The organism is Sphaerisporangium album (assembly GCF_003323745.1).
Classification (GTDB): domain Bacteria; phylum Actinomycetota; class Actinomycetes; order Streptosporangiales; family Streptosporangiaceae; genus Sphaerisporangium; species Sphaerisporangium album.
Window position 1 is genome coordinate 1 of record NZ_QOIL01000034.1, and the last position, 16987, is coordinate 16987.

Below are 16987 nucleotides of genomic sequence, written 5' to 3' on the forward strand. Positions count from 1 at the left end.
TGCCCTTCGTCGGCGAGGTGCCGCCGCCGACGAACTCCCCGGTCACCCGGAACATGCATCCGATCTTGTCGGCAGACAGGATGCCGCATTCCGCCCACTACATCGGCATCTTCAAAGTCGTTCAACACCTTCCCCGAGCTCGATGACGACCCCGGCTTCGCCGGCCGCCTCGCCGACGTCGCCGTCAACGCCCGCCCCGACCCGCACGAGGACCTCATGCCCACCACCGTGATCCGGCAGGTCCGCCCATGGGACCAGTGGTGAGCCTGCCGCGTCGACCCAGGAGGACACTCATGACCTTCGGCCTGCGCGGCCGGCACCAGTGCCCCGACTGCGCCCGCAGCGTGTACGTGACCACCGGCGAGACCGGCCACGTGCTCGTCGACATCGAGCCCGACCAGCAGGGCGACACCGCCGTTTGGCGCGACCCGGAGGGCGTCCTGCGCTCGCGCCCGCTCAGCGTCGAGCTGCCTCTACGGCCCTACGAGGAGCGGACGACCCTCCACGACGCCACCTGCCCGGCGGCTCACCGCCCGCGCCTTCCGGTGTGGATCTGGGAGCGCATCCTGCGGCCCGTCGCCGCGCTGTGCGGTATCTGCGGCCAGCCGCAGTGGGCCGACGGCCGCTGGCGGGTCTGCACGCGCTGCGACCGCGCCCCGGGCACCCCGCTCCCACCCAACTACCGCTGACCAGGAGAGTCCGTTGAGAGCCCTGTCCATCCAGCAGCCCTGGGCCCACCTGATCGCCTCCGGTGTGAAGGACATCGAGAACCGGACCTGGAAGACCGCCCACCTGGGCCTCATCGCCATCCACGCCAGCAAGACCGCGGACGGCGACGCCGTGATCCGCACCGAGGAGGGCCGCGCGCTCATCGCCGACGCGCTGGCCCGGGGCGCCATCCGGTTCGGCGCCATCATCGCGGTCACCGAGATCACCGGCTGCCACCGCGACTGCGCCGCCGGCACCGGCATGTGCTCGGTGTGGGCGGTCCGCGGTCAATGGCACTGGCACCTGGCCAACACCCGCGCCCTGGCCACCCCCATCCCCGCCGCCGGGCGCCTGGGCCTGTGGCCGCTTTCCGAGGGCATCGAGCGCCAGCTACGCGACCAGTTGGCCGGCTGACGGCCGGCAGAACCCCAGACCAGCAGAACCCAGGAGGCGACGTGATCCCCCTGCCGCGCGAGTTGCGCCAATGCCGCGACTGCGGCGAGTCGGTCCTGATCACCGTGACGCGCCTGGGTCGCTACCTGCTGGTCGACCCGCGGCCGGACGAGCGCGGCAACCAGGCCTGCTACCGCGTCGGCCCCAGAGTCTGGCACTCCCGCTCGCTCGACGCCGCCGGCGCCATGCCCCCTGCGGCGTGGGAGCACCGGTACGTGCCGCACGTGGCCACATGCAAGCCGAAGAAGCCCAAGGCGACACAGGAGGCCCTGCCGATCCTCCCCGCCAACGTCACCCGCCTGGACCCCAAGCGGCGCCGCCGGCGCCGGTCCCGATAGGAGCACCACCGTTGATCAAAGCCTCAGGCACCACCACCGACGGCGCCCCACTGGTCATCATCGGCCTGTCCGGCGAGAACATGACCAGGCTGATGGCCGACGAGCCGATCACCTTCAACCTCACCGAACTCGGCCTGCCCGACGTCCGCGTGCTGATCGTGGGAGGACGCACCGAGGAGACCATCGCCGCCAAACTCGGCCAGATTCGCACCACCCGCACCCGGGGAGGCGAGCGTGGCTGAGCAGACCCCCGCCGACACCACCGACGCGATCTGGGTCCAGTCCAACCTGCTCCCGGACGGCACCTACGCCGCCTCCATCCACTACGACCAGGACCGCTCACGCGTCCTGGACCGCCACGCCGGCCTGGCCTACGCAGCCGCCGTCATCGATGTGGCCAGCCAGGCCGAACACGATGCCGCCGTGATCCGGCAGCTCACCGCCACCGGCGTGAGGCTCACGCACGCAGCGGCAACGGTCGCGGAACTGCGTGCCGACCGGCCGCCCATCGACGACGCCGTCACCGCTCCGCTGCGCCTGGTCCCGGGCGTGTCGCAGAAGACCGGCAACGCCTTCCTGGCCGTCTTCATCGGCGCGCGCCAGGTCGGCCAGTGGGACCCCGGCGACGCCCGCGAGCACGCCACCGCCGTGCTGGAGGCGCTCGCCGCCGCCGACCTGGACGCCGCCTATCGCCGCCACCTGATCGGCATCGTCGGCCTTGACCCCGGCAGCGCGCAGGCCGCCGTCAACGACCTCGCCAACCACAGACAGGCCCGCCATGAGTAAGCACACCCCTACGACCGGGCAGCACAGCACGCCGTCCTTCGAGGCCGCCGACGTCCCCGCGCTGCGCCGCGAGCTGCTGGGCTGGCTCGGCGACGGCCGCGGATTCCGCTTCCACGCCGTGATGTCAAAGTGCGCCGGCAGCATGATGGGCCACCCCGAACTGGACGGCCACCCGGGCATGATGCGCGCCTACGCCGAAATGGTCTGTGAACAGGAGACACGCACTCTGCGCGACGCGGAGCTGTACTACGTGACCGCGGAGATGACCCAGCTCGTACGGTCCGCCGCAGCCGAGCTGCCCGCGTTCGTTCCGGACGCCGGCGACTTCCCGACGCCTCGCGGACTGATCGTGTTCGGGGCGCCGCTGGTGACCCACCGCCGGCCCGAGAGGGGCTTGGTGCTGGTCGACGGGCGTCTGACACTGGACTACCGCGAGCACGCGTACGAGGACATCAACGTCAGCGCCTGCACCTGGGGCCCCTACGACGCGGGCGGCCAGTGGAAGCACGGCGGTGTGTGGATGAGCTTCTACCGCGATCGCGCCGAGATGCTCGCGAAGCTCCAGCATGACCGGGTCCGTGACGGCCTGCGCGCGGATCATGCGCGGCTGGTGCCGGACAACGAATACGGCATCAAGTACCTGGACGAAGGCGCAGAGAAGGCCCGTCTGCAGGAGGACCTGGCCGCCAAGGATGACCCCGCGTGGACCTCGCACTGGGCCAAGCACCTGATGGCCACGCTGCTGCTGATGCGCCAGCCGCTGGTCTACCAGCGCACCGAGCCGATCCGGCGAGGCCTTCGCCGGCAGCTGGAGCGTTCCGGATTACCGACCGGGGACATCCGGATCGTGGACGCCCGTCCGCGCCGGTACACCACCGCGCCGCGCGACCAGGAGGCCGGCGAGCGACCGCAGTCCGGCGACCACGGGGCCGAGGAGACCGGCCGCAAGGTCCGCGTTCGCTTCCCGGTCGACGGGTTCTGGCGCAACCAGTGGTACCCGAGCAGAGGCGTGCACCGGCCCAAGTGGATCGAAGAGCACTGGCGTGGCCCGGAGGACGCCCCGATCGTCCACCCCGAGCGCGTCCGCGTCCTGCGCACCCACCCCGACCAGCAGGCGATCGGAGATGCGTGACCTCGACGAGGTCCTCAACCTCGGCAGGTGCACGACCTGCGGCAAACAGATCTACGCATCCCGCGCGAGAGCCAAGAAGGCAGCGAAGACCTTCCACCCGGACGGCAAGCTGCGCCCCTACAAGTGCGGCACCTTCTGGCATATCGGACACCTGAGCAGGAACCGGCGCCAAGGCAACCTTCACCAGGGAGGCAACAGTGAGTAACCGGCCCCTCATCGCGATTCCACTCCCGGCGGATCTTGGCCACGTCGCCGCGCTACTCGGCGCGGCGGCCGAGGTCTGGCAGACCGCCCATGGCCTGACGCTGACCACCGACCAGCTCCGCCAGGAGGAAGCCGTCTGGGGCCCGGTACTCGCGCTGTACCCGCCGGCCGGGGAAAGCTCGTGGACCGTCCGCATCACCTTCGCCTGGACCGGCCCGCGCCAGGCGCTCGAACGGCTCGGCGAGATCGGCACTCTCGAGCACCTGGAGGGCGACGAGCACGCCTGGACCCTCACCCTGTCCGGCGACCTCGGCCCCGGCACCGACGAAGAGCGAGCCGGCCGCGCGGCCTGGGTGGCCCAGGACGCTCTGGAGGCCCAGCTGGGGGAGGCGCTCGGCGAGGACGCCGACCCCGCGCGGTTCTTCACCCACCGCTCCACCGAGCACCTGCAGGCGGACCGGCATGGCTGAGACGCCCCCGCTGTTCGAGCTGCCCGACGCCGGGCCACCGGCGCCGCCGGTGCCGCGCGAATCCGCCACCGTGCGGCGGACCCGCCGCCAGGCCGAGATGCTCGGCCGCGGCATCCACCCGCTGTCGGCTGTGCTCACCGTCACGCTGCGCCTGCACCCCGAGGCTCCCCGGCACGACGACCGCGAGGCCGAGGGCCGCCGGTGCGGCAACTGCGTGCACCGTGAGCTCACCGGCCGGGGTCGGCGCAGATGGCCGAAGTGCCTGATCGGGTGGAGCAGCGAACCGTACATCGAACCGCCCCGGGCCAGCCACGGCGAGGCCACCGACTGCCGCGCCTGGTGGCCCGCCTGCGTCGACCACCAATGGAAGGACGACCGTGACTGACCTGCATCATCTCGCGCTGCTCGACGTCGACCCCACCCACCTGTACCGGACGCTCCGCCGTGCAGGCCTGCGCCCCTGGCCTCCCGAGCCGTACGGACCGGCAGGCATCATCGTCACCTTTCGCGACCGTGCCGGATCCGTGGTCGTAACGCAGTGCGAGCTCGATGGCGCCCAGTGGATCCACGCCTCCATCTCCTGGACTGACCACATGCCGTCCTACGAGGACCTCGCCACCCTGAAGGCCGGCGTGTTCGGGGACCAGAGGGAGGCCTACCAGGTGTTCCCGCGGGCAGCCCGGCACGTGAACATTCACGGCTTCGCACTGCACCTGTGGGGCCGCGCGGACGGCGCCCAGGTGCTGCCCGACCTCGGTGCAATGGGGACGATCTGATGGCCCGCGTCCGAGTGATCGGCGACCTCTGGCACGGCCGTGTGCCCGACGGCGCCGTCTACATCGGCCGTGCCGCCCCCGGCCTGCCTCGCTCGGTCTTCGCCAACCCGCACCCCGTCGACAAGCCCTGCCGCCCCTGCGGCGGCCTGGTGCACGACCGCCCCGGCGCGGTCGAGGCCTACCGCGCCGGCCTGACACCCGAGCTGGTCGCCCGCGCCCGCGTCGAGATCGGGGACGCCGACGTCGCGTGCTGGTGCGCCGAGGAGGAGCCGTGCCATGGTGACCCGCTGCTGGAGGCCATTCACGCACAGACACCACCACGCGCCCCTCAGTCGCCACTGACGGCCTGCGGGGAACTATCCGATATCTCGGCACCCTCACCGTCCCCATCAGCCCCCACAGGCACTCACAGCGCAGAAAGGCGCCCGTGACCCTGCCCTGCCCCGTCCCCGGCTGCGACCGCAGCATGCCCGGCCACCGCCGAGTCTGCGCCGCCTGCGCCGCCCGCACCGTCCGCGACCTGGACGATGTGCTCTCCCTGGCCCTCCACCTGGAGATCTCCCGCACCCGGCAGGCCAGGCTCGGCGAGCCCGGCGCCGGCCACAGCGGGGAACGCGCGATCCCGTGGGACCAGCGCGCCCGCGAGGCGGCCTACGTCCTGCGCTCGGCCTTGCTCGGCTGGTACCGCGTGCTGTCCGAGGGCGCGCCGCGCGTCGCCGGGCCGGTCTGCATCCTCTGCGAGCACCCCTCCTGCGAGTGGGCCGACCTCGGCCGCCCACCCGCCGACACCCTGCCGGGCCTCGCCCGCTGGTTGATCCGCCATCGCGTCCGTCTGCTGCGCCATCCCGCCGCGCCTGAGGCGGTCGACGAGTTGCGCGCTGCGGTCAACCTGGCCCGGCGGGCGATCGACCGCCCGCCCGCCGCGTGGTACGCCGGCCCGTGCGGCGCCGGGGACTGTACGGCCGACCTGTACACACGCCACGGCGCCGCGCGCATCACCTGCCGCGCCTGCGGCGCCGACCACGATTCTCAGGCCCGTCAGGCCTGGCTGATGGACCAGGCCGCCGATCACCTGGGCACGGCCACCGAGATCGCCCGGGCCCTGCACGGCTGGCACCCCGAGCTGACGCCGTCCGTGGTCCGCGGCTATGCCCACCGCCGGCGCATCCAGGCCCGAGGTCGCGACCAGGCGGGCCGGCCGCTGTACCGGGTGGGCGATGTCATGGACCTGCTCACCGGCGAGACGGCCTTACACGGGCCCGCCTGCTCAGTGTGCGTGCACGCCACCTGCAAGGAAATCCGAGGAGACATCACCTAGAAGAGGCTGCTCTGATCCGCTGCGTCGTCGTATCTCCGTTTGGCCTGGAAGTACGGCAAGAGGGTCGCTGGCATCGATGGGCGCTTGCCCGCGATCAGCTCTTCCACGGTGATGATCTGAACCACGGGATACTTCACGCCGTTGACGGGATACGTGTAGACCCCAGAGTGGTTAGCAGCATCGATCATCGCCTTCGTGGGCTTCTGCATACAGACGAAGACGCCCATAGCGGCCCGCTGAGACTGAATGGTCCCGACCAGGTCTCGGACGTGTCCCGGATTCGTTGCCCCGCCCTTAACGGAGACAAGGATCTTCTCAGAGTTTCCCTTGGCGTCGATCGGGAACCGAATCACGCCGTCAACACCCTTGTCGCCTGCTTGCTTCTCGTTCGGCTGTCCGTCCAGCATCATGACGCACCAGCGCTCGAACTCGAATGGGGAGCGCTTGAAAAGCGACTGGGCACCGCCGAGATCGCGCGGGATCCCGAGTAGCTCGTAGCTATCCCGGATGCCTTCGCCGTAGGTGTGTCGCAGGCGAGCGTCGATCAGGTCGACTGCCAGGGTCGTGACGTCGATTCCGACCCACTTCCGCCCTAGGTTCTGGGCGGCGTCCACGGTGGTTCCGCAGCCACAGAAAGGGTCGAGGACAACGTCTCCCGCATTACTGCTTGCCGTGAGAATTCGCTCCAGCAGGGCGCGAGGCTTCTGCGTCGGATAACCAAGTCTCTCTTTGTCGGCGGACGTAAGCCGGATGTCGGTCCAGACGTCTTGCAGCGCCACGCCCGGTTGCTCGTCTAGGTAGCGCTTGTAGACGGGCATGCCGGTACTACGGAACTCAATCCGCCCTTCGGCGAGCATTTGATCAAGCTTTTCGCGCGAGTACGCCCAATAGCGCCCCTTGTAGGGAAGGACTCCGTGCCATTCAAAGCTTACATCGCCTCCCGATTTGCCCGCCGTAAGATCACCGCGTCGGTATCGGCGCCCAGTCACCGGCTCTACGTGCGTGTAGTTCTTAGCTATTGACGCCTCGTCGAAGGGCGTATATTGAGTGTTCCACGTGAATGTGCGACTCTTGCTGTAGAAGTAAATGACATCGTGGCTGCGGCCATAGCGGTGCGGATCATTCTTCGCACCGGCGCGTTGCCAGCTTATTTCGTTCTGGAAGTTTTCGGCGCCAAAGATGGTGTCGAGTATGATCTTGAGGTAATGACCGGCTGTCGGGTCGCAATGCAGGTAGATGGAACCTGTGGGCTTGAGGACGCGGTATAGCTCGATCAACCGCGCGGTCATCATCACAAGGTAGGCCAAGACGTCATTATCGCCAAGTAGCTTACGCATTGCCTCCAGCGCGTCTTTGACCTTGTTCGACGCCGAACCGTTCATCATCTCGATATACAACGACTCGGTCTCGTGGCTCCACGTCCACGTGTCGCCGAAGGCTTCAATCTGGGCGTGCGCCTCGTCGCCGCTCTTCTCTTTGAAGAGAACGTTGTATGAGCGATTGGAATTGAAAGGCGGATCGAGGTAGATCAGGTCTACGCTCTCGGAGGGTAGGTGCTCACGCAGAACTTCCAGGTTGTCGCCGTAGTAGAGCTTGTTCAACCATTCACCGCGCTTCTTCTTCGCCATGCTCTGGAGCGTGCCATGAGCATGGGGACCATGTCAGCGCTAAACCCGTGATTGCGATCAAGACGCAACAGAAGCGGACATAGCGTGTACCGTCTGCTACCGCACGGCCAGTACAGCCAATGTAGACCAGCAGCGCCGGGCGCCCACGTATCGGCCCCGACGAGATCGCGAACTGGAGCGGCGGTTGACCCGGGCGAATGCGAGCCAGTGCTCGGCAACACGTTGTAGGCCAGCCCCCGAAGCGAGCCTTGGTTCAGTGCGAGGTCATTCCGAACGCTGAATGCTACGGGGACGGCCGCCACCGACACCCCGTCCCGGCCGCGCGGCGATCAGCTCGTCCAGGTCACCGCGGCGGATGTGCGCCACACCGCCGATCTGAGTCCAGGCGTCGCCGAGCCGTTCGGTGGCCCGGTCGTGCCTGACCGTGGCGTAGCTCACACCGAGGTACTCGGCGGCGTCCTGCTCGTCCAGCAGATCGGCGGGGTGCTGGGTGGTGCCGACCGGCCAGGCGGGGAGCGGGCGGCCGTCGCAGGCGGCTTCGACCTGGGCCCGGTCGTACAGCAACGTCCGGCGGCCGGGGTTGAACGGCCGCAACCCGAGCTTGTCGGCCATCCTGGCGTTGCGCCAGGTCTTGTAGCTCTTGCCGAGCATCTGCGCGGCCTCCTGGCCGTTGACCGCGTCACGACCGTGCGGGATCACGCGTCGTCCTCCTGGTCGTTGAGTGGCATGTACGGCCTGGTCGGGTCGGGGTTGTAGTTGCGGAACATGACCGTCTCGCCGCAGTCGTCGACCACGCGCAGGCGCACCCACAGCTCGCCGGCGCCTTCGCCGTTGCGGACGGCCTGGGCGTGCGCCTGCTCGCACAGGTCCTCCATGGCCTGCTCGGCGGCCGGGATCGTCGCGGGTTTGGCCAGCACGTTGTTCAGGTCGTCGCGGATCTCATACATGATCATCCTTTCTCTGTCGGGGCATCAGCATGGGCGGGGACGGCTCGCCGAGGGGAGCCTGAACGGGGTTCTGTGGATAAGCCCCTCGGGGGCGGGCCACCGCCCGCCCCCGCGAGGCTCACTGGAAGAAGATCTCCATCAGCTCGCACGCTTCGAGCCAGACCGGGATCTGGCTGCGCGCGGCCGCCTGATCGTCCATGACGATCACCAGCTCTCCCATCCGGACCCGAAGCTCACCGCAGTGGCTGCGGCTGAACTTGGGGGCCTTGCCCTGGACATCGCGGCCGCTGATGCGGCCGGTCAGGGCCACCGACACCCACGTCGTGCTCCCGGTCGTGATCGGGTAGCTCGGGGCGCGCAGGTCGGTGGGGAAGAGGCGGCGCCAGGACTCGGCCGCGTCCCGCCAGAGCGAGACGATGGACCGGGAGGCCTTGGTGTCGCCGATGGTGATCACGGCGCCGGGGATGTTCACCCGGACCCCGTTGGGGCTGACCTCCGTGGTGGCCTGGTGTGGTCCGGCGAGCCGGACGATCACCTGGGTCTGACGGTGACGGTAGGTCTTCGGCCGTGCGCCCACCTGAGGCTCCTCTCTTGAGTTTTCAACCGGTGCCGTTCGGGGTTCCGACCCCCTCCCGACACCTGAAACTATACCGCACTCATGCCCCCATGGCGAGGTGTTCGCCTCCCCGGATGCATGCGTGTCCCACACTGGACAGATGGCCACCCACCACGTACGCGTCCTGATGACCGCGGGCGACCAAGCGGAACTCGTCACGCCCATGCACCCGGCATCCGCGCCCCTGCGCGTGCCCGCCGAGCGCATCGCCCGGCAAGCCGGCCTGCCCGCCAACGAACTGCCCGGCCGCGAGTTCACGGTGACGCACCTCGGCGCCGACGACGCCGACGGCTTCCATCTGGTCAACGACCCCCGGCTCTGACTCCGGATTTCTTTACCTTTCCACATCCCCGAGCTCCTGACATCGGGGCATGACTGCGGTATAGTTTCAAGTGTCGGGAGGGGGTCGGAACCCCAAGCGACACCGGTTGAAAACTCAACAGAGGAGGAACGGTGGAAGATCTTCCGCCGGAGGACGAGTACTCCGCACTCGTCCAGGCCGTGATCAGGTTCTACGCCCTGATCAGCAAGATCTGCGAGAAGCTCCCCGTCCCCATCGGCCTCCCGCCGATGGGCGAGGACTTCGACTCCGAGACCATCGTCCCCGCCGTCCAGCGCGCCCGGGTGCTCATCCGGGACATGCCGCTGGAGGAGGACACGGCTCGCATGCTCGGTCACGTCCTGCTGGACTGGATCACAGCACACGAGATCGTGGCCATGGTGGACGAGTTCGGGCCAGCACCGTGGCGCTTGGACGCGCTGCACTACTCGCTGGACCGGGTCTCCACCCTCGCCAAGGTCGTGATCGCGAGACTCGACCTGTAGCGAGCCACCCCCGCCCCGCGCAGCCAGCCCGGGGCGGGCCCCCTCCCTTGGTTGAGTTGACCCCGGAAACAACCAGGACCGGCGAGCGGAGCCCGAAGGCTCAGATTCGGAAGCTCGCCGGTCCCAGGGTTGAAAACTCCTCCACAGAGGAGAGGCCCCCATCGTAACCCCGTGCGCCGCGGTATCGCTGCGACTCGGTCTCGACGCAAGCACGACGGCTCGGCGGCCGCCAGGTGTGTGCGATCAGGTCAGCCAGCCGTGATATCGGAGGCTGGATGCACGGCTGCTACAGAACCGTGAGCAGTACAGGCGGGGGCGAGTGGCGCTGATCATCGGGCGGGCAAGGGGCTGCGCGCAAACCCGGCAGCAGCCTTCGTCGATCGCTGGGGCCAGCTCAGATAGGAGTGCTTCGACGCCGGGCAGTTCGCCGGGCAGCGGGTCATTGTCGGCCCCGTATTCGGGATGGCTCAGCAGTTTTTCGAACGCGGCCCGCAGCTCGGCGAGGTCGCGTCGGCGGGCACCCAGCAGGGCCAGGTAGTCCTCCAGCGGCCAGAGGATCAACGCGCCGGCGCGGGTCATGTACACCCCGAGGCTGTCGATGCGATACCGGTCGCTGAAGTCCATCAAGGCGTAGCCGAGCAATTGCAAGATCACCGGCTTGTAGAACTGCTCGACCCGCCGAGTGCTCTTGAATTCCAGCAAGAAGCCGTCGACGATCAGGTCAGCGTCGGCGGCCAGGTAGGAGCTGCCATCAAACGTCGGTCCCGGCGAGCACACCGCACGGTCGCTCTGGGCGCGGAGCCGGCCGAGGGTGCCATGCTCGGCGGCGCGCAGCTGCGCCAGGATGTCGTCGACCAGGTGGCGGTGCGGGAGCGCCAGAAGCGTGGCGAGGTCGAAGCCGCCGGGGTCGGCGAAGGCCGCCTTGCACAACGGCGTAAGCGGGAATGCCATGAAGTTTCGGGTGTTGAGCGCGAACCACGCCGCCGCGATCAGCATCCGGGCAAGTCGTTCTTCGTCCTCGTCCGTGCGCGTGAACGGTCGTGCCCGATCATCCAGCGCCAGATCAGGGATGGCGGAGTGCATGAGCCGGCCCAGCTCACTGCCGACGGCTTCGATCGCCTCCCACGCCGGATGCGGTCCAAGGTAGTCAGCGGTGAGTTTCACGGTGGCGATGCCGTCTTTGGTGGCCTGGTCGATGGGCGCGGCCGCGGTGAAGGCCAGTCGCAGCCGCTGATCGATCGCGGTCCCGACGGTACCCGCTTCGTAGCCCACTCCCTCGCCGGGCAGGATCAGCGGCCCGGAAGGCAGCCGCGCGCGGTAGGTCGCGCGCAGGCGACGGCACCCGGCCGACAGCTCACGATCAAGGAACCGCCGAAGTGGCGTACGCGGGGAGTCCAAGCCGCGCGTCAGGCTCATAGTGCGGAGCGTAATTTCCGCCTTTGGTGGTCTCGGTACAGGTGCGGTCGGTGGCGTCGCAATAGTTCTTAAAGAGTCGAGGGCCTGGCGCGAAGACGGCGCGGGCCGCGACGTTGCTCGGCGCTGCAGGCCCCGGCATCTGACGCGCCTCTCACCGGTGGCGTGGGCCGCCGGGCTTCTGACCTGCATGGAAGCGGCAACTTGGAGTGCCAGGAAACTTCATTGTACTCATTGCAATCTCAGATGCCGCCGCGCATACTTAATTGTAGTCAGAACAAGGAAGTTACAAGTCAACAGTGGACCCCGCCCCCGGGCGGACGTGGCCCTCCCCGAGGCGTACGGCCTCCGCGAGATCCACCAATCACGGGAGGCCGTCATGTCCATCACCTTCACCACCACCGGCGGACCCGAGCTCAACCTGGCCAGCGGCAACGCCGCCCGCCTGCTGGAGCTGCTGGGCCTGACCGAACCGTGGGGCGAGTGCGAGGCCGAGGACTTCCTGGGCTGCGTGCTCACCGCCCGGGGCCTGCTCGACGTCGCCACCGACGACGAGCAGGGGCGGCCGACCGTCACCGACGACGGTCGGTGGACCTGGTGCGGCACACCCCCCGGCTACCTGGCCGGGAGGCTCGCCGAACTCCAGGACATCGCCACCTGGGCGCATCAACACCACGGGCCGGTGTTCTGGGGCTGACCCCCAAGAACACCACCGCCCGAGGGGCGGGGTTCACGAAAGGGGGAGCACCATGACCGTCACCGACGTCAACGCCGCATTCGCCGCCGAGAAGACCGCCCAGCTCGCCGCCCAGCGCGCCGAACGCGACCGCCGCATCCAGGCCCAGGCCGACAAGGCCGCGTGGATCGACCGCGAGGTCGCCGAGGGCCGCATGACCCCGATCGGCGGCGACCGCTACCGCGTCACCCAAGGCATCGACGCCGGAGAAGTCTTCACCGTCCGCCGTAACCTCGCCGGTCAGATCGCCAAGGTCGTCGGCGAGCACGGCCTGGACCTCGCCGCCGACGGCACCGCGGCCCTCTACTCCGCCGTCCCGGCCTGGCACGGCCTCGGCCAGGTCATCCCCGGCGGCACCGACAGCATCGACGAGGTCCTCGCCCTGGGCCGCATCGACTGGGAGGTGACCAAGCGCGAGGTCCGCTACAGCTTCATGGGCGACGGCGAGAGCACCCCGACGCTGCGCACCATGCCCGACCGGTACGTCACCGTCCGCGAGGACACCGGGACCGCGCTCGGCGTGGTCGGCGCCCGCTACGAGGTGATCCCCAACCGCAAGATCTTCGAGTTCCTGGAGGACCTCGTAGGCCAGCACGGCGTCATCTGGGAGACTGCGGGCGCACTGCGCGGCGGCCGCCGCGTGTTCGTCTCCATGCGCGTCCCGGAGACCGTCACCGTCGACCCTGGCGGCCTGAACGAGGAGATCCTCCTGTTCCTCGCCGCCATGAACAGCCACGACGCCAGCAGCGAGGCCGAGACCGTCCTGTCGCCGTGGCGGCCACTGTGCAAGAACACCGAGCGCTTCGCCCTGCGCGACGCGGTGGCCCGCTGGGGCATCCGCCACACCTCCGGCGCGCTGGACCGCCTGGAGGAGGCACGCCGCAGCCTCGGCCTGACCCTCAAGTACGCCGACGCCTTCGCCGCCGAGGAGACCGCCCTGGCCCGCGCGCAGATCGCGATGGACGACATGCGCAACCTGATCGACGAGCTGTGGCCGGTGCCGCAGGACGCCCCGACGCGCACCCGCAACACCGCCGACCGCCGCCGCACCGCCCTCATGGGCATGTTCGAGACCGAGGCCGAACGCCTGGGCCGCACCGCCTACGCCGCCGAGCGCGTCATCACCGACTACCTCGACCACCTCGCGCCCCGCCGCCCCGGCAAGACGATGACCGAGGAGATCGCCCGCGCGACCGCGTTGCTGGAGGGCACCGACGACGGCCTCAAGAACAAGGCCCACCGGCACCTCATGACGCTGACCCGCCACTGATCACCCCTCGGGGGCGGCCCGGCTGGGGGGACGGGCCGCCCCACCAACACCCCTGAGCCCCTGAGGGCCGGACATGCGACCTGGGCGAAAGCCCATCGACTCGCTTCCGGCCCTCAGGCGTGTCCGCACCAGGAAGGACGACGATGGCCGCCGGTGCCGATGCACCCCCGCAACGCCGCCCCCATAATCTTCATGTGACTGAGGACAACGCCGAACCCGACGACGCCGGCGCCGGCAACCCGCCGGGCGACTGGTGGACCATGGCCGACATCGCCAGACACCTCGGCATAGGAGTGCGCAGCGTCCGCACCTACCGAACCGCCAAGATCTTGCCCAAGGAAGACCGGATGATCGGCCGGACCCCGGTATGGCGGCCGTCGACCATCACCGGCTGGCAGCGCCCCGGGCAAGGTGCCGGTGGCGGCCGGCCTCGCAAGGACGCCTCTGCTTCCCCCGATGAGCGTGGACAGGACGAAGATGGCTGAGTGCCTGGCCGTGCGATGTGCATTCAAGCTGACCATCGTGGTGACGTCACGGTCACACACAGCTCGAAACGGATAGACCTGGAGAAGCCCAGACGAACGGCAGAATCTCTGCATGAACATGCCTTCGCTTCCGGATCTACGATCAGCCCTTGCTGCACCGTCCCCCACGCCGAACGATGTACCTTTCACCGACCAGCTGCAGGGCTGGGGAACCGTAGCTGCAGTGATCGTTGCGCTGGTCATCGCCTTGGTCGACAACCGCAGGCGAGAAAGAGATCGAACGGACGGCGAGACGCAGCGGGCTGCGGATCGGGAAGACGCGGATCGGCGCCTACGTGAGGAACGGGACGCGGCAGATGCACGACTCCGGTTGCAACTGGAGGAACAGCGCAGGCGGGACGTGAATTACTCCCTAATCAGGCAACTACAGGAGGTCGGTGATCTCTATGCGGAATTCCTCGTCACGCAAGACACCGACAAAAAGCAGGTGGCCAGCCAGCGTCTGCTCCTGCGCCTACCTCTCATTCCGGCCCGCTATGCCGCGCTGCTCAAGCAGAAGATGCAGGTTGAAATCGATGGCGATTCGGCGGCGGAAGGCGCTCGCCGGATGCATGAGCTCAAGATCACCAACATAGTTCATATCAGCAACGTCGAGATCTACAGGGAACTGGCACAGAACATCACCGAGCTCCTTGGCCCAGCAACACTGAAGACCACGCCCCGTTAATCTCGCGCGCCCCAAGTCGACATGTGACCAGCGCGAACGCCGGTCAGGCCCGCCACAGCGCGGGCCTTCGTCGTTTCAACTGTGGCCCGAGGGTCCGTGAGATGGCGAGGAGGGCTCAGGTCGCACCGATCCGTGCTGAAATGTCGGTGTTGTAGTGCATCCTTCCGTGAGGACACGGAAGGAGGATTAATGGACAAGCAAGCACATATCGCTGCGGCGGAGAAGAGTCTGTCCGCTGCGTGGAAGGGCTTCATCCCCACCGCTGGAGTTACCCCAGAGCAGCGGACCGCTTACCTGCTCGACGCCATCGCGCACGCCCTGCTGGCGAATCTGGCCGATAAGCCCGCCGACCAGCAGTAATCCGGAACTCCCACTCACGGGACGCTCAGGGAAGGGACGCGAGCCCCAGGCCACACGGCTGTAGCGCGGGCCGGCGCCCGCAGCCGCGACGCGGGTCCCTGTCTCCCGACCGCGAGATAACGCACCCGGCACCCGCTGCCCCCTGGGTGGGTGCCGGACCCACGTACCTGCCCGCCCCGTGCAGCGCGGGCAGGTACGTGACACAGACTCCCTGATCCTTCGGGACGGCCAGGGAGACGAGGGATCTGGATCAGGCGGTGGTCAGGGTGCTCAGCGTCTCGCGATAGTGGTCGTAGGAGGCCGCGCCTCGGTGACCGGGGCGGGAGGTGTCGAGCAGTTCGTGTGCCCGCGACAGCACCAGGGGCGTCCGGTAGCCCTCGGGCATGGCCAGGAGATGCTGGCCTGCGAGCTGGTAGCCGCTGGCGGGGTCGCCGGAGCGGATGAGGCATGAGGCCTCGTCGAGCCGGATCAGGGCGGGGTTGACGTGCTCGGTGGGCGGGTAGAGGGCGAGGGCTTCCCGCTGGGCCTGGCGTGCTTCCTTCACCCGCCCGATCGCGGTCAGGGTGGCCTCGAGGTGGAAGGCCATCTGCTGCCGGGGGTAGCCGAAGATCGAGTTTTCCAGGTGCGCGTCAGGGAGCTTCTCGGTGATGGCCTGTGCCTGCCGCAGCGCCTCCAGGCCGCGGGCCGCATCGCCGAGGCGGGCGTAGGCGCGGGCCTCGGTGGCGGCCGCCAGCGCGGCGCCGGCGCAGGGTGCCTGCCCGGCCCACTGCCGTGCCTCGCCTGCCAGAGCGATCGCGGTCTGGGGCGGCTGGTGGTGGTAGAGGCTCACGGTCGCCTCCCGCGCGCGTACCCATGCCTTCAGGAACCGGTCGCCGGTCTCGTCGGCCGCGATCTGTGCTGTTGAGAACCAGCGGCGGGCGTGCCGGTGGTGGCCGAGGTCGGCCAGGATGTTGCCCGCCATGCCGGCGAGCTGGGCGCTGAGCCGGCACAGCCGCGTCTGGTGGTCGACGGGCTGGCGGCTGGCGGCGTGCTGGTGGAGCTCGGCGAAGTCCAGCAGCACGTCTTCCAGAAGTTGGCGGGGCGGCCGGGATTTGAAGCCGTAGGCGTAGCCGTGGACCGTCTCCTCCCAGCGGTCCAAGGTCGCGGCGCTGATCGAGGATGAGGCGAGAAGGGCGTCCATGCGGCCGCGGATTTGGTCCAGCTCGTCCAGGACCAGGAACGGCAGGGTGCCGCCGGCAGTAAGAATGCTGCGCAGCATTTCACGTCGTTTCACGGCTGCCTCACCGTCGTCACCGTTTGTCCCTATCGAAACACGGCGGGCCGGTGTTTGGCGACCACCGGCCGGAGGCGGAGATGATTTCGTCCCGGGCAGGGAGTAGTCCTTGGCCCAGCCCATCTGCACCGGCCCGGTCCGGTAGAGGCGGCACAGCAGGTCACCGTACTGCCGGCCTGGCTGCAGGCCGTTCTCGAAGTGCGACAACTGCTCGCGGGTCATCCCGCAGGGCAGTGCCTGCGTCCGGCACAGCCTGTGCAGGGCATCGACGGCCTCTTGCACCTTCCACCCTCGGGCCAGGCGGTGGGCCTTAACAGGGAGCACCGCGCAGCAGTCGACTATCTCGGCGACGAGGGCGACAAGGTGGGCGCTCCCCTCCGCCAGAGAGCATCCGTCGTCGAGGTACCGCTGACGAAGCTCTTTCGCGCAAGTGAACTGATGACCTCGTGGGCGCATCGCGCTCGTCTCCTCACGCTCCGGCCCCTACCAACGTAGTCAGCTCCTTACGCGACGTCATGGGTT

General features: G+C 68.7%; 25 protein-coding genes. 19 read left to right on the plus strand and 6 right to left on the minus strand.

Features of this window, described 5'->3' with window-relative positions; all coding sequences use genetic code 11:
- Positions 1–293 precede the first annotated feature (293 nt).
- From DQ384_RS37980 to DQ384_RS38035, 12 genes are read left to right on the plus strand one after another with little or no spacing between them, the layout of a single operon-like run.
- Positions 294–689 (plus strand): hypothetical protein, encoded by a 396-nt coding sequence (locus DQ384_RS37980; RefSeq protein WP_114033727.1) that lies wholly within the window; start codon positions 294–296, stop codon positions 687–689.
- A gap of 13 nt (positions 690–702) precedes the next feature.
- Positions 703–1122 (plus strand): ASCH domain-containing protein, encoded by a 420-nt coding sequence (locus DQ384_RS37985; RefSeq protein ID WP_114033728.1) that lies wholly within the window; start codon positions 703–705, stop codon positions 1120–1122.
- A 41-nt stretch (positions 1123–1163) separates the two neighbouring features.
- Positions 1164–1499: a hypothetical protein gene (locus DQ384_RS37990; protein WP_114033729.1), complete on the plus strand. Its 336-nt coding sequence runs from the start codon at positions 1164–1166 to the stop codon at positions 1497–1499.
- Positions 1500–1510: 11 nt separating this feature from the next.
- On the plus strand, positions 1511–1741 hold the full coding sequence (locus DQ384_RS37995; protein WP_114033730.1) for a hypothetical protein: 231 nt from the start codon (positions 1511–1513) through the stop codon (positions 1739–1741).
- Positions 1734–2285 carry a hypothetical protein gene (locus DQ384_RS38000; protein WP_114033731.1) on the plus strand — a complete coding sequence of 184 codons (552 nt, stop codon included), beginning with the start codon at positions 1734–1736 and terminating at the stop codon, positions 2283–2285. The genes DQ384_RS37995 and DQ384_RS38000 overlap by 8 nt, the downstream gene beginning before the upstream one ends.
- Positions 2278–3417: a hypothetical protein gene (locus DQ384_RS38005; protein WP_114033732.1), complete on the plus strand. Its 1140-nt coding sequence runs from the start codon at positions 2278–2280 to the stop codon at positions 3415–3417. The genes DQ384_RS38000 and DQ384_RS38005 overlap by 8 nt, the downstream gene beginning before the upstream one ends.
- Entirely contained in the window at positions 3410–3622 is a 213-nt protein-coding gene (locus DQ384_RS38010) for a hypothetical protein (protein WP_114033733.1), read from the plus strand. The genes DQ384_RS38005 and DQ384_RS38010 overlap by 8 nt, the downstream gene beginning before the upstream one ends.
- The gene (locus DQ384_RS38015; protein ID WP_114033734.1) at positions 3615–4091 is read left to right on the plus strand and encodes a hypothetical protein; all 477 of its coding nucleotides are present in this window, start codon (positions 3615–3617) and stop codon (positions 4089–4091) included. The genes DQ384_RS38010 and DQ384_RS38015 overlap by 8 nt, the downstream gene beginning before the upstream one ends.
- A complete protein-coding gene (locus DQ384_RS38020; RefSeq protein ID WP_114033735.1) occupies positions 4084–4476 on the plus strand; it encodes a hypothetical protein in 393 nt (130 codons plus the stop codon). Before DQ384_RS38015 ends, DQ384_RS38020 begins: the two co-directional genes overlap by 8 nt.
- Positions 4469–4867, plus strand: a complete 399-nt coding sequence (locus tag DQ384_RS38025) for a DUF7694 domain-containing protein (protein ID WP_114033736.1) — start codon at positions 4469–4471, stop codon at positions 4865–4867. The genes DQ384_RS38020 and DQ384_RS38025 overlap by 8 nt, the downstream gene beginning before the upstream one ends.
- Positions 4867–5298, plus strand: coding sequence for a DUF4326 domain-containing protein (locus DQ384_RS38030; protein ID WP_114033737.1), 432 nt, complete (start codon positions 4867–4869; stop codon positions 5296–5298). Before DQ384_RS38025 ends, DQ384_RS38030 begins: the two co-directional genes overlap by 1 nt.
- Positions 5295–6185, plus strand: a complete 891-nt coding sequence (locus DQ384_RS38035) for a hypothetical protein (protein ID WP_114033738.1) — start codon at positions 5295–5297, stop codon at positions 6183–6185. The genes DQ384_RS38030 and DQ384_RS38035 overlap by 4 nt, the downstream gene beginning before the upstream one ends.
- Here the strand turns inward: DQ384_RS38035 and DQ384_RS38040 are convergent.
- The 4 genes from DQ384_RS38040 to DQ384_RS38055 form a co-directional block, all read right to left on the minus strand.
- Entirely contained in the window at positions 6182–7813 is a 1632-nt protein-coding gene (locus tag DQ384_RS38040; RefSeq protein ID WP_114033739.1) for a DNA methyltransferase, read from the minus strand. The genes DQ384_RS38035 and DQ384_RS38040 overlap by 4 nt on opposite strands.
- Before the next feature lie 264 nt (positions 7814–8077).
- Positions 8078–8512: a MerR family transcriptional regulator gene (locus tag DQ384_RS38045; RefSeq protein WP_114033740.1), complete on the minus strand. Its 435-nt coding sequence runs from the start codon at positions 8510–8512 to the stop codon at positions 8078–8080.
- Complete coding sequence (locus DQ384_RS38050; protein ID WP_147269053.1) at positions 8509–8760, minus strand: hypothetical protein; 252 nt, start codon at positions 8758–8760, stop codon at positions 8509–8511. Before DQ384_RS38050 ends, DQ384_RS38045 begins: the two co-directional genes overlap by 4 nt.
- A gap of 118 nt (positions 8761–8878) precedes the next feature.
- A complete protein-coding gene (locus DQ384_RS38055) occupies positions 8879–9337 on the minus strand; it encodes a hypothetical protein (protein ID WP_114033742.1) in 459 nt (152 codons plus the stop codon).
- 139 nt (positions 9338–9476) lie between these two features.
- Between DQ384_RS38055 and DQ384_RS38060 the strand changes: the two genes are divergently transcribed.
- Positions 9477–9698 carry a hypothetical protein gene (locus DQ384_RS38060; protein ID WP_114033743.1) on the plus strand — a complete coding sequence of 74 codons (222 nt, stop codon included), beginning with the start codon at positions 9477–9479 and terminating at the stop codon, positions 9696–9698.
- 131 nt (positions 9699–9829) lie between these two features.
- The gene (locus tag DQ384_RS38065; RefSeq protein ID WP_114033744.1) at positions 9830–10201 is read left to right on the plus strand and encodes a hypothetical protein; all 372 of its coding nucleotides are present in this window, start codon (positions 9830–9832) and stop codon (positions 10199–10201) included.
- 243 nt (positions 10202–10444) lie between these two features.
- Here DQ384_RS38065 and DQ384_RS38070 read toward each other — a convergent pair whose 3' ends face one another.
- Positions 10445–11617, minus strand: coding sequence for a hypothetical protein (locus tag DQ384_RS38070; protein ID WP_114033745.1), 1173 nt, complete (start codon positions 11615–11617; stop codon positions 10445–10447).
- Between the two features lie 376 nt (positions 11618–11993).
- On the opposite strand from DQ384_RS38070, the gene DQ384_RS38075 reads away from it, so the two are divergent.
- From DQ384_RS38075 to DQ384_RS41865, 5 genes are all read left to right on the plus strand, one after another.
- A complete protein-coding gene (locus DQ384_RS38075; protein ID WP_181871642.1) occupies positions 11994–12311 on the plus strand; it encodes a hypothetical protein in 318 nt (105 codons plus the stop codon).
- 52 nt (positions 12312–12363) lie between these two features.
- Positions 12364–13620: a DUF932 domain-containing protein gene (locus DQ384_RS38080; protein ID WP_114033747.1), complete on the plus strand. Its 1257-nt coding sequence runs from the start codon at positions 12364–12366 to the stop codon at positions 13618–13620.
- 143 nt (positions 13621–13763) lie between these two features.
- Positions 13764–14105 carry a hypothetical protein gene (locus DQ384_RS38085; RefSeq protein ID WP_220183367.1) on the plus strand — a complete coding sequence of 114 codons (342 nt, stop codon included), beginning with the start codon at positions 13764–13766 and terminating at the stop codon, positions 14103–14105.
- A gap of 112 nt (positions 14106–14217) precedes the next feature.
- Positions 14218–14832 carry a hypothetical protein gene (locus DQ384_RS40695; protein ID WP_147269054.1) on the plus strand — a complete coding sequence of 205 codons (615 nt, stop codon included), beginning with the start codon at positions 14218–14220 and terminating at the stop codon, positions 14830–14832.
- A 189-nt stretch (positions 14833–15021) separates the two neighbouring features.
- Positions 15022–15192: a hypothetical protein gene (locus DQ384_RS41865; RefSeq protein WP_181871643.1), complete on the plus strand. Its 171-nt coding sequence runs from the start codon at positions 15022–15024 to the stop codon at positions 15190–15192.
- A gap of 250 nt (positions 15193–15442) precedes the next feature.
- Here the strand turns inward: DQ384_RS41865 and DQ384_RS38095 are convergent, their stop codons facing one another.
- Positions 15443–16921 (minus strand): NsdA family TPR-like regulatory protein, encoded by a 1479-nt coding sequence (locus DQ384_RS38095; protein ID WP_484378271.1) that lies wholly within the window; start codon positions 16919–16921, stop codon positions 15443–15445.
- Positions 16922–16987: the final 66 nt, after the last annotated feature.

Coding starts and splice junctions, on each gene's coding strand:
- DQ384_RS38080 (WP_114033747.1), top strand. CDS start 12,364: ATGACCGTCACCGACGTCAACGCCGCATTCGCCGCCGAGAAGACCGCC.
- DQ384_RS38095 (WP_484378271.1), bottom strand. CDS start 16,921: ATGCGCCCACGAGGTCATCAGTTCACTTGCGCGAAAGAGCTTCGTCAG.
- DQ384_RS38020 (WP_114033735.1), top strand. CDS start 4,084: ATGGCTGAGACGCCCCCGCTGTTCGAGCTGCCCGACGCCGGGCCACCG.
- DQ384_RS41865 (WP_181871643.1), top strand. CDS start 15,022: ATGGACAAGCAAGCACATATCGCTGCGGCGGAGAAGAGTCTGTCCGCT.
- DQ384_RS38030 (WP_114033737.1), top strand. CDS start 4,867: ATGGCCCGCGTCCGAGTGATCGGCGACCTCTGGCACGGCCGTGTGCCC.
- DQ384_RS38050 (WP_147269053.1), bottom strand. CDS start 8,760: ATGTATGAGATCCGCGACGACCTGAACAACGTGCTGGCCAAACCCGCG.
- DQ384_RS38060 (WP_114033743.1), top strand. CDS start 9,477: ATGGCCACCCACCACGTACGCGTCCTGATGACCGCGGGCGACCAAGCG.
- DQ384_RS38070 (WP_114033745.1), bottom strand. CDS start 11,617: ATGAGCCTGACGCGCGGCTTGGACTCCCCGCGTACGCCACTTCGGCGG.
- DQ384_RS38005 (WP_114033732.1), top strand. CDS start 2,278: ATGAGTAAGCACACCCCTACGACCGGGCAGCACAGCACGCCGTCCTTC.
- DQ384_RS37980 (WP_114033727.1), top strand. CDS start 294: ATGACCTTCGGCCTGCGCGGCCGGCACCAGTGCCCCGACTGCGCCCGC.
- DQ384_RS38040 (WP_114033739.1), bottom strand. CDS start 7,813: ATGGCGAAGAAGAAGCGCGGTGAATGGTTGAACAAGCTCTACTACGGC.
- DQ384_RS40695 (WP_147269054.1), top strand. CDS start 14,218: ATGAACATGCCTTCGCTTCCGGATCTACGATCAGCCCTTGCTGCACCG.
- DQ384_RS38010 (WP_114033733.1), top strand. CDS start 3,410: ATGCGTGACCTCGACGAGGTCCTCAACCTCGGCAGGTGCACGACCTGC.
- DQ384_RS38085 (WP_220183367.1), top strand. CDS start 13,764: ATGGCCGCCGGTGCCGATGCACCCCCGCAACGCCGCCCCCATAATCTT.
- DQ384_RS38075 (WP_181871642.1), top strand. CDS start 11,994: ATGTCCATCACCTTCACCACCACCGGCGGACCCGAGCTCAACCTGGCC.